This window comes from Alteromonas sp. a30 (assembly GCF_026788005.1).
Classification (GTDB): domain Bacteria; phylum Pseudomonadota; class Gammaproteobacteria; order Enterobacterales; family Alteromonadaceae; genus Paraneptunicella.
Map to the genome: position 1 here is coordinate 22,413 of NZ_JABEPE010000018.1, position 13,999 is coordinate 36,411.

11 protein-coding genes are annotated in these 13,999 nt (G+C 42.0%); 5 read left to right on the forward strand and 6 right to left on the reverse strand.

Going from position 1 to position 13,999, the window contains the following annotated elements; all coding sequences use genetic code 11:
• Positions 1-49 precede the first annotated feature (49 nt).
• Positions 50-1,258: a DUF445 domain-containing protein gene (locus tag HJG39_RS15540; protein ID WP_268410417.1), complete on the forward strand. Its 1,209-nt coding sequence runs from the start codon at positions 50-52 to the stop codon at positions 1,256-1,258.
• A 14-nt stretch (positions 1,259-1,272) separates the two neighbouring features.
• Here the strand turns inward: HJG39_RS15540 and HJG39_RS15545 are convergent, their stop codons facing one another.
• Entirely contained in the window at positions 1,273-2,037 is a 765-nt protein-coding gene (locus HJG39_RS15545) for a ParA family protein (RefSeq protein ID WP_268410420.1), read from the reverse strand.
• Positions 2,038-2,259: 222 nt separating this feature from the next.
• Here HJG39_RS15545 and HJG39_RS15550 point away from each other — a divergent pair, with 222 nt between their 5' ends.
• Together HJG39_RS15550 and HJG39_RS15555 are read left to right on the forward strand one after the other, a co-directional pair.
• Positions 2,260-2,889, forward strand: a complete 630-nt coding sequence (locus HJG39_RS15550) for a TetR/AcrR family transcriptional regulator (protein ID WP_268410421.1) — start codon at positions 2,260-2,262, stop codon at positions 2,887-2,889.
• Between the two features lie 16 nt (positions 2,890-2,905).
• Positions 2,906-4,381, forward strand: coding sequence for a wax ester/triacylglycerol synthase domain-containing protein (locus HJG39_RS15555; RefSeq protein ID WP_268410423.1), 1,476 nt, complete (start codon positions 2,906-2,908; stop codon positions 4,379-4,381).
• A 44-nt stretch (positions 4,382-4,425) separates the two neighbouring features.
• Here HJG39_RS15555 and HJG39_RS15560 read toward each other — a convergent pair whose 3' ends face one another.
• On the reverse strand, positions 4,426-5,145 hold the full coding sequence (locus HJG39_RS15560; RefSeq protein ID WP_268410424.1) for a hypothetical protein: 720 nt from the start codon (positions 5,143-5,145) through the stop codon (positions 4,426-4,428).
• 219 nt (positions 5,146-5,364) lie between these two features.
• On the opposite strand from HJG39_RS15560, the gene HJG39_RS15565 reads away from it, so the two are divergent.
• Both HJG39_RS15565 and HJG39_RS15570 read left to right on the forward strand, forming a co-directional pair.
• Positions 5,365-6,921 (forward strand): hydroxymethylglutaryl-CoA reductase, encoded by a 1,557-nt coding sequence (locus tag HJG39_RS15565; RefSeq protein ID WP_326849267.1) that lies wholly within the window; start codon positions 5,365-5,367, stop codon positions 6,919-6,921.
• 131 nt (positions 6,922-7,052) lie between these two features.
• Positions 7,053-7,862 carry a M23 family metallopeptidase gene (locus HJG39_RS15570; RefSeq protein WP_268410426.1) on the forward strand — a complete coding sequence of 270 codons (810 nt, stop codon included), beginning with the start codon at positions 7,053-7,055 and terminating at the stop codon, positions 7,860-7,862.
• 5 nt (positions 7,863-7,867) lie between these two features.
• Here HJG39_RS15570 and HJG39_RS15575 read toward each other — a convergent pair whose 3' ends face one another.
• From HJG39_RS15575 to HJG39_RS15590, 4 genes are all read right to left on the reverse strand, one after another.
• Positions 7,868-9,394 (reverse strand): SpoVR family protein, encoded by a 1,527-nt coding sequence (locus HJG39_RS15575; protein WP_268410503.1) that lies wholly within the window; start codon positions 9,392-9,394, stop codon positions 7,868-7,870.
• A 35-nt stretch (positions 9,395-9,429) separates the two neighbouring features.
• Positions 9,430-10,713, reverse strand: a complete 1,284-nt coding sequence (locus HJG39_RS15580) for a YeaH/YhbH family protein (RefSeq protein ID WP_268410428.1) — start codon at positions 10,711-10,713, stop codon at positions 9,430-9,432.
• A gap of 15 nt (positions 10,714-10,728) precedes the next feature.
• Complete coding sequence (locus HJG39_RS15585) at positions 10,729-12,651, reverse strand: PrkA family serine protein kinase (RefSeq protein WP_268410429.1); 1,923 nt, start codon at positions 12,649-12,651, stop codon at positions 10,729-10,731.
• A 459-nt stretch (positions 12,652-13,110) separates the two neighbouring features.
• Positions 13,111-13,692 carry a Fe-Mn family superoxide dismutase gene (locus HJG39_RS15590; RefSeq protein ID WP_268410432.1) on the reverse strand — a complete coding sequence of 194 codons (582 nt, stop codon included), beginning with the start codon at positions 13,690-13,692 and terminating at the stop codon, positions 13,111-13,113.
• Between the last annotated feature and the right edge of the window lie 307 nt (positions 13,693-13,999).

Sequence of the window (13,999 nt, forward strand, 5' to 3'; positions counted from 1 at the left end):
GGACCTAAAACCATAAGAATAATTCCAACGCGCTAAGTTAAAACTCAATATGGAAATAACATCTGAACACCTTTTACTTCTAGCGATTCCGCTAATTAGTGCTTTCGTCGGTTGGTTTACCAATTATCTGGCAGTAAAGATGATGTTCTATCCCATAGAGTTTATTGGCATCAAACCTTTCCTCGGTTGGCAGGGGCTCATTCCCAAAAAACGTCAAGAAATGGCGGAAATAGAAGTCGAGCTTGTTCTTGGCAAGTTGCTAAGTGTTCAAGAGATTGCCGCGCGACTTGATCCACAAGAACTCACCACAAATATTCAGCGACGTTTAAAGCAAGTGATTCGTAAACTTGTTGATGACATCATGCAAGAGGCCGCTCCTACCCTGTGGGCTGCATTACCCATTCATGGCAAAAATCTCGTATACAAACGTATAGAGTGGGACATTCCTAATGTGGTGCAGAAAACCATCTCTGATTTTCAGCATAATGTGACGGAAATCCTCGATATTAAAGAGTTGGTTGTAAAGCAACTCGTTGATAAACCAGAGCTGATCAATGAAATTTTCTTGAAAGCGGGTTCTAAAGAGTTCCCGTTTATTGAGCGCTCCGGGTTATATTTCGGCTTCTTATTTGGTTTACCAACGATGTTTATTTGGCACTTTTACCAGCTTTGGTGGATTCTACCTTTGGGTGGTTTAATCGTTGGTTATGCGACAAATTGGATTGCTATCAAAATTATATTTGAGCCGAAACATCCAATAAAAATCGGCCCGTTTACGCTTCAAGGCATGTTTTTGAAGCGACAAAAAGAAGTGGCAAGAGTGTATTCCGACATCATTGATGAAAAGCTGCTTAATTCCAAGAACATCACTGATATTGTGTTGCATGGTTCCGGTTCAAAGAATTTGTTGGAGTTGGTGGAGCTGCATGTTAACGATGCTATTGAACGCTATGTTGCCGTCGCACAACCGTATTTTGCTTTGGGAGTGGGTTCCGAGAACTATTATAAGATGAAGGCTCTGGCCACTCGACGTTTGTTTGAAAGCTCCGAAAGTTATTTATCTTATGCCTTTGATTATGCCAATAATGCGTTATGCATTGGTGATGATCTATGCCAGAAAATGCAGGAATTAACACCAGAAGAATTTGAAGGCGTGTTGCGCCCTGCCTATCAAGCTGATGAGTGGAAACTCATTGTCACAGGAGCCTTTTTGGGGATGGCAGCAGGGTTTTTCCAAATTACCTTTGTTTTTGTTTAATCGATTTAGGCTGCTTACTGTTCTAGGTATTCGTAAATAGCCATTAGGCTTTGAGATATTTTGTGCTTCGGTGCCATGTGCAATAAAGGCTTTCTTACCTGATGCGACTCCCGCATTTTCACCGATTGAGCTACATAGGTTGGAATAACTGGATGCCCTTCGTTTATCAAAGATTGGATAATTTGATTAGGTAGTTTGGCGGTGCTTAAATATTGATTGGCAATAATGCCTTCTACGGTGAGATCAGGATTATGATCTTCTTGGATTTCCCGAATGTGCTGCTGAAGGTTAAACAATCCTTGAATCGCAAAATCGTCACAATCGATGGGAATTAATACAGAATTAGCGGCAATTAACGCAGATAGACTGTAAAAGTTCAACGCTGGTGGCGTGTCGATATAAATACGTGAATACTGTTCAGTTGCTTCTTGAAGAGCATCTCGTAGTTTATAAATTTTGTGTCGACTATCTAGCTCGTTTTCAATATCCGCTAAGTGCGGAGACCCGGGAATCATCGATAGGTTTTCATAGCCAGTATCGACAGCAAATTCATGGGCAGGTTTACGACGTAGATGAAAAGTAATCGTTTGCTCAAACAAGCCTGCGATGGTGTCGTCTCTTTTGGTGTCAGGTATATTTAAGTAGTGGGTCGAGTTGCACTGAGTGTCGAGGTCGATTAGCAGGGTATTATGACCTTTCGACGCTGAGATCGCCGCTAAGTTTACTGCCAAGCTGGATTTACCCACCCCGCCTTTTTTATTGAATAGCACTCTGATCATAAATTTTCCAAGTCGCAACGTTTGCTTGCATTTATCGCATGATTAATCAACATGAATCAATGCCGTTTTGATAATGATGTTGTTCGTAGCTGATTGTAGTCAATTTAGGGTAGAAAATTCCATAGAGAAATAGCATTACCCTTCCGAATAGCATATGATTCAGAAGCTCGTACTCGTTTGCAATATCTACGGTTAATACCTAGTGGGAGGATTATCTCCAAAATGAAAACCGCCGAACGTATTTTGTTGACTTCACTGGCGCTGTTTAATCAGCACGGAGAAGCAAATGTAAGTTGTGTTGATATTGCGGTCGAGTTAGATATTAGCCCCGGTAATTTGTACTATCACTACAAAGGAAAAGAAGTAATCGTTCATGCGCTGTTCGATATGTTTAAGGAGCGCGTTACCAAATTACTTAATTCAACTAATCATGCCGAGCTGACAGTAGAAGAGTTTTTTTACTTCCAACTCATGCTATTAGAAAGCGTACATTTGTTTCGGTTTTTCTATCACAATCCCGCCGATCTTTTAGATAAGTATCCCAGTATTAGCCGCGGCTTTAAACAGGTCCTGCTTAACAAAGAAGCCTGTTTTCGCAGTTTGTTTGAAAGCTATGTGAAGCAAGGGAAAATGAAGTTGTCACAGTCTCAGATCGAGCAGATTGTGTATTTATCGTCTATGCTTTTTACCTCGGCCCATAATTATTCCCTACTTAAAGGCGAAGATGTGAATTCTGAAGCATACCTTTTTCATATTTTGGGGAATTCGCTGTTTATGTTGAAGCCCTACATGCAGATTGAGGATGGGGTGTTGGAACATTTAAGACAAGACATAGAAAACCAAACTCTATAGACAGGTGGGACTACTAATGAAACGATCAATTCGTTTTCTGGATAAAACATTTTGGATCACAGAATCCAAAGATAACCCCAAACATGTCGCTAGCTTGCAGCTACTCCAAAAACCCGACGATGCGGGTGAAAGCTATATTGATGAGCTTGTTACTCGATTACGTACCTTTTCAGATGCCGTACCACCGTTCAATATGATCGTGAAAACCTTTCTAGGATTTCCTCTGTGGTTGAGATGTGTAGACAAACTTGACATGAATTATCATGTGCAAGTGCGTGAAATGGAGGACGTATCGGATTCTGAAAAGCTCAATGAGTTAGTTGCGCGATTGCATGAGCCTCGGTTAGATAGAGATAAACCGCTGTGGCAATTTATTGTGATCAAAGGGAAGCAAGGTAATCGTTTCGCGATTTATGTAAAAATTCATCATATGTATGGTGATGGCGCGAGTTTAGTGAAATGGTTTCAAGCTGGATATTTACCTGAGCCGCAACAAGCCGAATTTGTTCCAGTTTGGGCGGTGAACAGACCATCACGAGAGAAACCAACGAAAGGGGTTTTAGCAACCGCTCTTGTTAAAACTTGGGAATTTATTGTAGTCATGGCAGATCTTTTCTGGATTCTGTTACGCTTATTTCTCAAAATTATACGCGTTAACCGTGAATACATGCCAATTCCGTTTACAGGCACGAAAACAATGTTGACGGGGCAAGTTAAACAGGGAAGGGTTGTGTCGACGGTAGATATTGACTTTAAACGTGTTAAGGAACTGTCGAAAAAACTTCGAGCAACGGCAAACGAAGTATTACTGTGCTGTTTTGATATTGGGATAAGGCGCTACTTAGCCGATGAAGGTCAGATATTTGAACGTGCTTTGTATACCAATATGCCAATTAATCTGCGAAAGCCGGGAGAGCAAGTATCGGGAAATAAAATCGCAATTGTGCCAGTGAAGCTGGCTCATGGTGAAAATGACCCTTACATTCGCTTACGCCAAATAATAGAAAATCACCGCATTGTTAAGCGAGCGGCAAAACGTTCACATCCTGCTGCGTTTAGCTCTTACACAATTTTGATTCAGTCGTTTGCATTGTTATTTGAAGTGTTACGGATATCGGATTTGGTCCGTCCTATCGCTAATATTCTGATTTCCAATGTTCCAGGTCCCAGTGATGTTCGCTATTTTGGCGACGCTAAGCTAGAGGCCATTTATCCTATCTCCACTATTGTTCCGGGGGGCGGAGTGAACATTACCTTGTTGACTTATGGTGACATGGCTAATGTCGGCTTGGTGTGTAGCGATCGTAAAATAAAATCCTTGGAGTCTATGGCGCATTACTTCAATGATGCTTTTGAACTGCTTGAGAAGAGCGTAAGTGACTACGATGTTAGTATTCAGGATATTGGTGAGCGAGTCGTTTCCGATGATAAAGCAATTGTTGATGATCATCCTTATCATCACATTTCAGAAGAACATCACTCCAGCGTTTAAGTTGCTCAATTGCCTTGGTTAGTTAATCTGTTGAAGGCAGAGGTTTAGGGTTTAGAGTGGAAAATGAAATGCAGTTCGCCATTTTCCACTTTAACTTCCTTCCCATACTGAGCGAATAATTTCTCTTCCAGAATTTCCGGGTCCATGGCGCATTCTAAATCGCCAGATTCCGCCATTTCAGTAATAATCTTTTCTATTTCTGGCTTATGAAAATCCACAATTCGTTGTTTGCTGCCAGTCAAATATATTGACAGGTAATCCGACATTTCTTGGTAGGTTCCTGCGCTCAGTAGGTTCAAAGTTGTTTTGAAGGTTGTACTTAGCAAACCCCGAAAAGGTGAGGGGGTGAGTTGTTCGATGATGCTGCGGGTGTCTTTCAATAGTGCATATTCATCTTTGACGAGGTGTACACCTAGTACCTGTGCGTGCTGCATTCTAACCACGCTCTCATCGGGTAAGTAATAAGGCTCGCCAGAAGCACTAATTACTAAATGTGCCCGATAAATGGGATTGCTAACGACCTTAATGTGCATCGCGCAAAATAAGCTTGCATCAATGCGATTTGCATCTTTCGGCATACTGAGTTCGGCAGATTCAACTATCAATTCACCTGAGCTACCCGGAACCGATAATGGAAAGGTTTCAGGTAAATTGTCGGCGAGCATTTCATTTAGCTCATTTGCGCTAAAAGCAACATATTTAATGCGTTTGGTTCGGATGAGCAGGGCAAGGAACCAATGCTTAGCTTTTTCTTTTAGCGACATGAGTATTGAATATAGGTGCTAAGTAAAATGAGGTTAGCAGAACTTTATCTTTATTCGTCATGGGGTTCAAATATTAGCGATGTTAGTGTTGTATTTATGCGTTAAATCAAGGAGTAGTAAATTTTTATACGGGATGAATAGCTAATACTCTGGACAGTGGTTAGTATGATCTATGTTAAATATTTGTTGCGTTGGCTTTATTAACTGGGAAGGGCTTTCATGTTTGTACCAAGTATCCTATTGAAACAACTTTATACACGGGGCAGTTTGTCGAATAAAAAAGATGGCATCCACTTTAGTTTAAAAAACCGTCTTAAAGATTCCACTATCAAGAAAATTATCAGTGTTAGCATAAATGGGAAGTCAGTACCGTTAGAGCAGGTTTCAGTGCGTGTTGGTAGTGAAGATGAAATAAGTGTTTTGTCGCTGAATGAAGCACAAAATACTCCCTTCGCGTTACGTGCTGTTATTGATATTCACATTAACGGACATCCAAACCTAACGCATGCAGAAAAGCAAGTTGTGGGCTTAAGCTTCGATGTTGCTCCTTTTGGTACATTGAAATTGGACGTTGAAGACGTAATTGCGTTCGATGCCGATGAAAAGCCTGTCGGCATTCCGCGAGATGATCATGATGATTATGGCGATGATATTATTAAACAGCGACAGCGTTACTTCTGCGAAGCTTCAGGCGCATCAATTGAGCATCTCGCCAAATATTCCATCAATCCACAAGACTTAAAAGGCAATATTGAAAACTTTATTGGTGTTGCTCAAGTTCCCATTGGGGTGGCTGGTCCTATGATTGTCAATGGCGAGCATGCAAGGGGAGAGTTTTTAGTGCCATTAGCGACCACGGAAGGAACCTTGGTGGCATCTTATAATCGAGGTATGAAGCTCATGAACATGAGTGGTGGTGTTAAGTCTACCGTGGTAGATGATGCCATGCAGCGCGCACCTGTGTTTGTATTTGAGGATGCCAGAGGGGCGAGGGATTTCGTCGCGTGGATAAAAGAGAATTTTAGTTTCATTAAAGAAGAAGCTGAGGCAACCTCATCTGTCGCGAAGCTGACTTATATTGACCACTTTTTGTCGAACAAGTTTGCGTTCTTACGTTTTAACTTCAAAACCGGGGATGCTGCTGGTCAGAATATGGTAGGGCGCGCAACGTTTGCTGCATGTGGCTGGATACTTGATCATTATAAAGACAACAAAGTAACGGATTTTTACTTAGAGTCTAATTTTGCGACCGATAAAAAAGCGTCGCAGATCAATATCATGCGAACTCGGGGTAAGCGTGTTACTGCGGAAATTACACTTAAGCGTGAAGATTTACTGCAAGTGATGCGGGTTGATCCAAAGCAAATTGATTATCACGGACGCGTTGCTTCGGTTGGTTCGTTTTTGTCGGGCGTGAATAATACTGGCCTGCATTCGCCAAATGGTATTACTGCAATGTTTATTGCGACGGGGCAGGATGTCGCGAATGTATCGGAATCCTCAGCGGGTATTCTTTATTCTGAACTTACCGATGAAGGGGATTTATATCTCTCAATTACCATCCCGTCGTTGATTGTAGCGACTTACGGTGGGGGAACAGGCATAGGCACACAAAAGGAATGTTTAGAATTGATGGATTGTTACGGTCGAGACAGAGTGTTGAAGTTTGCTGAAATTGTAGGGGCCGTTGTATTAGCCGGGGAAATATCCTTAGCGTCGGCTATTTCGTCTTCCGATTGGGTGTCATCCCATGAGCAATACGGGCGTAACCGTTAAACACGATTCGTCGTTAGCCTCGGTATTTATAACGCCTTTATCACGCTGGTGTGAATATGATTTTTGGTTTCTACGGTCTGGGATAAAGACACAAAAAACTGAACACTCATAATGCACAAAGGAGGAAGGCGTTGCGATCCTATTTAGCTTGCATAGTTGGTTTAAGTGCGCTCGCGTTTAATGTGAGTGCCAGTCGTTACTGTGTGGAAGATTGGGCGTGTGCAGGTGTAACCGAAGTCGATAAACAGCACAAAGTTTGGTTGTCCAATGAGCGCAGTTATCCTATTACCATGACGCTTTTAGTGACCACGCAAAATTTACAGGATGCAGTGGGTACAAAAGGCGATTTTGAAATTACCAAAGTGGTTCCCGGTAATCAAAAGATTCCGGTATTAAGCCTTCAACAGGCAGACCCCAACTCGCGCTGGCGTTATCATTACAGTTTTGATTGGAGCGTGGGCGATATGCATGCCGAGCATGATGACTCGTATCGTTATCTTGCGCCTTTTGAACAGGGCAAGCAGTTTAATGTTATTCAAGGGTACAACGGCGGTTTCACGCACCACGGTTCAGAACGTTACGCCCTAGACTTTGGAATGCCCGTAGGTACGCCGGTTCATGCTGCACGAGAAGGGGTGGTTGTTGATACCGCAGAGCATAATGATTTAGGGGGAGGTTCAGAAGAATATTCCCAATATGCTAATTACGTGATTATTTTGCATGATGACGGCACAACTGGAGAATATTTCCATCTTATGTATCAGGGAGTAGAGGTGGATATTGGTCAGTATGTGCAAGCAGGAGATTTATTAGGTTATTCGGGCAATACAGGGTTCTCGACCGTTCCTCACCTGCATTTTGCCGTGTATCGCGCAAGACCGAAAGGTGATTTTCAATCCATTCCTATCCAATTCGCAGAAGGGCAAAAAGTAGACTCGTAATGAGTCTACTCTTTATTTTGAGGTGGACAGGTATCCAATAAATAAGGTGCATCACCATTAGGTGGCGCAACTTCTAATTTGATTGGAAAGCCCCAGAGTCGATGTAAGTGTTTCAACACTTCAGACTTACTGTCTGATAACGGAATATCATTTTGAGGGATATAACGCAGCGTTAACGACCGATCCCCTTTCACATCTACATTATAAACCTGAATGTTTGGCTCTAAGTTAGATAGGTTATATTGGCTAGATAACTTTTCTCTTATTGCGTAGTAACCCTGTTCATCATGAATGGCAGAGACCTTCAGGTATGAGAACTTATCGTCATCCTCAATGGCGAATAAGCGAAAATCACGCATGAGTTTCGGAGATAGAAATTGGCTGATAAAGCTTTCATCTTTGAAATTTTTCATGGCAAAGTGCAACGTTTCAAGCCAGTTGGAGCCCGCGATTTCTGGGAACCATTCTCTGTCTTCATCAGTTGGGCTTTCACAAATACGCTTAATGTCCATGAACATATTGAAGCCTAGCGCGTAGGGGTTGATGCCAGAGTAATACGGACTGTTATATTCTGGCTGCATCACCACACTTGTGTGACTGTGCAAAAATTCCATGATAAAGCGATCCGTTACTTTGCCTTCATCATACAAGTGATTCAGGATATGGTAGTGCCAGAAGGTGGCCCAACCTTCGTTCATTACCTGCGTTTGTTTTTGTGGATAAAAGTATTGTGAAACCTTTCTCACAATTCGCACAAGCTCTCGCTGCCAAGGCTCAAGCAGTGGCGCTTTCTTCTCGATAAAATATAGAATATTTTCTTGTGGTTCTTCGGGAAAGCAATGCACTTTAGGCTCGGCTTCGGAACGTGTATCTGGAATAGTGCGCCAAAGTTCATTCACTTGAGATTGCAGGTAACTTTCCCGTTCTTTTTGCCGCTCTTTTTCCTCTTGCATTGAAATTTTTTGCGGCCTTTTATAACGATCTACTCCGTAGTTCATTAAGGCATGGCAGGAATCCAACAGGTTTTCGACTTCAGAAATACCGTATTTCTGCTCGCATTGACTGATGTAGTTCTTAGCAAATACTAAGTAATCAATAATTGAGCTCGCATCAGTCCATGTTTTAAAGAGGTAATTATTTTTAAAAAAAGAATTGTGACCATAACATGCGTGGGCCATAACGAGCGCCTGCATAGTAATGGTGTTTTCTTCCATTAAATAAGCAATACAGGGGTCAGAGTTAATCACAATTTCATAAGCCAAACCCATCTGCCCTCGACGGTAGTTTTGCTCAGTCGAAATAAATTTCTTGCCAAAAGACCAGTGCGTGTAGTTGAGAGGCATGCCTACACTTGCATAGGCATCCATCATCTGTTCGGCGGTAATGACTTCAATTTGGTTAGGGTAAGTGTCAAGACCGTATAGTTTAGCAACACGGTCTATCTCATTTTCATAATCTTCCAGTAATTCGAATGTCCAGTCTGGGCCATCACTTAATGCCTTAACTGATTTTTTTTTAGTTGCCTTGGGAATGGCTTTGCTTGCTACTGCCTTAGTCGGTGTTGCCACTAGCTCTCCCCCTTACTGGTTATGCCTTTCTTAAACAATTCACGGAACACAGGATAAATATCCTCGACTCGGCGAATATGCTTCATGGCAAAATTAGTGTTGGCTTCGCCTAATTTTGTGTACTCTCGCCATAAGCTCTGATGCTGACGTTCAGTAATCTCGATGTACGAGTAGTAGCGTACTTTTTTCAGCAATTTATTATGCAAAATATGGGTACACATAGGCGAATCATCTGCCCAGTTATCGCCATCAGACGCTTGCGCTGCGTAGATGTTCCATTCATCAGCCGGATACCTGTCTTCCACGATCTCATCCATAAGTTTGAGCGCGCTGGAGACAATAGTACCGCCAGTTTCTTGGGAGTAGAAAAACTCTTGTTCATCCACTTCTTTCGCTTGCGTGTGGTGACGAATGTAAACCACGTCTACGTTTTTGTAGCTGCGAGTTAAGAACAAATACAGCAGAATATAAAAACGCTTGGCAATATCTTTTGTGGCTTGGTCCATTGAACCAGACACATCCATTAAGCAAAACATTACTGCTTTGCTGGTGGGCTGAGGACGTTTCTCATAATTTCTAAAACGCAGATCAAAAGTGTCGATAAATGGGACTTTGGCTATCTGACGTTTCAGTTCATCAATTTCTTTTTCAAGTTCCAGTATTTCTAATTGATGGTCGTGGGTATCCTGCTTTAATGCTTCTAGAGTTTCTTCTAGTTGCTTAAGTTTTTTCTTCTTGCCAGAGGTTAAGGCAATACGCCTAGCGACAGAGCCCTTCAAACTGCGCACAATGTCCAAATTGCTGGGGACGCCATCGGTTTGGTAGCCAGCCCGATAGGTTTTGTACTGCACTAATTTGTCGAACTGATTTTCTTGAAGATTAGGGAGCTCGAGATCTTCAAAGAGTAAATCTAGGTATTCATCTCTGGAAATTTGAAAAATAAAGTCATCTTGACCTTCGCCAGAATCGCTCGCTTGACCTTCACCAGCACCCTCTCCAGCGCCGCCAAGGGGGCGTTTAATTTTGTCACCTTGAGAAAATTGATCGTTCCCTGGGTGAACCATCTCACGCTTACCACCTTTGTCTGTGTGAAATACGGGCTCTGAAATATCGCGAGTAGGGATGCTAACTTCTTCGCCAGAAGTAACATCCGTAACGCTGCGGCCGCTGATGGAATCCGAAACGGCCTTTTTAATTTGTTGTTTATAGCGTCGGATAAAGCGCTGTCGGTTGACAGTGCTTTTACCCTTGCTATTTAACCTTCGATCAATGAAGTGCGCCATAAGCCACCTCTTTCGTTAAGACGATTTTCTAACTCTTAAGTACCACTCACATAACAAGCGAACTTGCTTTTGTGTGTAGCCTTTTTCCGTCATGCGTTTAACAAAATCGTCGTGTTTTTTCTGATCTTCGGCTGAGCCTTTGGTATTGAATGAAATGACTGGCAATAAGTCCTCCGTATTTGAGAACATTTTCTTCTCAATCACGGTGCGCAGTTTTTCGTAGCTAACCCAAGATGGATTCTTGCCTTCGTTATTTGCACGAGCACGAAGTACAAAGTTAACAATCTCATTTCTGAAGTCTTTCGGATTGCTAATACCGGCAGGCTTCTCGATTTTTTCTAACTCTGCATTGAGTGCTTCTCTGTCAAATAGTTGACCGGTTTCAGGATCGCGATATTCCTGATCTTGAATCCAGAAGTCAGCATAGGTGACGTATCTGTCGAATAAGTTTTGTCCGTACTCAGAATAGGATTCCAAATAAGCGGTTTGTATTTCTTTACCGATAAATTCCACATATTTCGGAATCAGATACCCTTTTAGGTGCTCTTTGTACTTCTCTTCTGTTTCCGATGGGAACTGTTCACGCTCAATTTGGCGTTCAATGACATAGAACAGGTGAACCGGATTAGCGGACACTTCTAGGTAATCGAAGTTGAATACTTTCGACAAAATCTTAAAGGCAAAACGCGTAGATAAACCGTCCATGCCCTCATCGACACCTGCGTAATCGCGGTATTCTTGGTAAGATTTTGCTTTTGGATCGGTATCTTTTAACGATTCGCCATCATACACCCGCATTTTTGAGTAAATGCTTGAGTTTTCTGGATCTTGTAAGCGTGATAGAACACTAAATTGTGCCAAGGTTTCCAAAGTGCCAGGTGAACAAGGTGCTTCAAAAAGCTCACTGGATTCTAACAACTTCTCATAGATTTTGACTTCTTCAGAAACGCGTAAGCAGTAAGGAACTTTGACAATATAGACCCTATCCAAAAAGGCTTCGTTATTTTTGTTGTTTCTGAAAGCTTGCCACTCTGATTCATTTGAGTGAGCCAAAATTAGACCGTCGAACGGTAAAGCAGAAAAGCCTTCGGTTGGGTTGTAGTTACCTTCTTGAGTCGCGGTAAGTAATGGATGCAAGACTTTAATTGGCGCCTTGAACATCTCGACGAATTCCATCAGACCTTGGTTAGCCTTACACAATGAACCTGAGTAGCTGTAAGCATCAGGATCGTTTTGTGCGAAATCTTCTAAACGGCGAATATCGACTTTACCCACTAAGGTACTAATGTCTTGGTTGTTTTCATCGCCTGGTTCGGTTTTGGCAATACCAACCTGATCTAAAATCGATGGATAAACTTTTACGACTTTGAATTGACTGATGTCACCGTTGAACTCATGTAGGCGCTTGCGTACCCAAGGTGACATGATGCACTTCATATAGCGCTTTGCGATGCCGTATTCTTTTTCAAGGATGTCGCCATCTTCATTTACGTCGAATAAGCACAGTGGTGAGTCGTTAACCGGGCTGCCTTTTAACACGTAAATTGGCACTTTTTGCATCAGTGCTTTTAATTTTTCGGCAAGCGATGATTTACCACCACCTACAGGTCCCAGCAAATACAGAATTTGTTTTTTCTCTTCCAGACCTTGTGCAGCATGTTTTAAGTAGGACACTATCTGTTCGATAGATTCTTCCATGCCATAAAACTCACTGAACGCAGGATACTGAGAAATGACTCGGTTGGAGAAAATACGGCTTAACGTTGGATTTTGGGATGTATCGACCAACTGAGGCTCTCCGATTGCCTCTAGTAAGCGCTCGGCGGCGTTGGCATAAACCATACGGTCTGCTTTGCACAGTTCTAAAAATTCCTGTATCGAATACTCTTCTTCCTTGTGAGCTTCATATCTTTGTTGATAATGCTCGAAAATACTCATGACGACCTCCAGCTATGGAAACGGGTTGGTGCGCAATCTTATATAATGCTAGTGCGTCCGCTTTTCTTTAAGGGTAGTACCTTGTTCCACGGATTGCTTGACAAATTAGATTAATTTTTTGAAGAGCCAGCATAACAAAATATTTTAATTTCAATATTTTGCTGACCTAAGAGGGTGATTTCCTTCCTAGAGCAATGCTAGCTAAGCAAATTCTTTTACTTCCGGCAATGGTTACAAGCTAACCAACAAACTGCGTGTTGTCTATGCTTCTTTTACTGCGATCTTTAATAAATGTGCAGAGATAATCTCTGTAGGGCTTGACTGACTTGGGGTACGGGAAGTTGTAACAGAGGGTGAAAAAATTTAACTGGTTGAAAATTAAACAGTTGTTGTGTTTCGATAAGTAAACCAAGTTCCCCTAGTTAAGGGGAACTTGAACATCAATTATGACAGGAATGATTAACCGAAGTTCTTCGCTGCGAAGTCCCAGTTAATAAGTGCCCAAAACGCTTCCAAGTATTTAGGACGAGCGTTTCTGTAGTCGATGTAGTAAGCATGCTCCCACAAATCAACCGTCATTAATGGGGTAACGCCTTCTTCAGTGATAGGTGTTGCAGCATTGCTAGTGTTAACAATGTCCAAGCTACCATCAGCTAATTTTACTAACCAAGTCCAGCTAGAACCAAAGTTGTTTACTGCTTTGTCGTCGAATGCTTTTTGGAATTCTGCAAAAGAACCCCACTTTGCATTGATTGCGTCAGCCAGTGCACCAGTTGGCTCGCCGCCACCATTTGGGCTTAAGCTATTCCAGTAAAACGTGTGGTTCCAGATTTGCGCCGCGTTGTTAAATACGCCGCCTTCAGAATTTTTAACAATCTCTTCAAGAGATTGGTTAGCTTGATCAGTACCTTCAACTAAACCATTCAACTTGGCAACGTAAGTTGCGTGGTGCTTACCGTAGTGAAAGTCTAATGTTTCCGCAGAAATATGTGGCTCAAGTGCGTTTTTCTCGTACGGTAATGGTGGTAATTCAAAAGCCATGGTGATTCTCCAAAGTTCAAATGGGATGCAATCCTAAGTGTGATTAAAGCGGACTAAACACTGTTGCTCTATATTAGAAACCTTGCTTAGCCATTGATCGCAGTCAACAATATGGGCTCTTATTGGTTAAAAACAAGAGTCTATTTTGCAAATACTTATAAAAAAATGAACTAACCAGAACTTGAAATCGCGCAGAATGTCTCAATCATATGATGTTCGTAGTCGTCACTTTTGGTAGAGACTAGAAGTTCCACTCTTGATGGTCAACTGTTAGCATTGAGGGTACGAACCAATTATCAACGAGTAA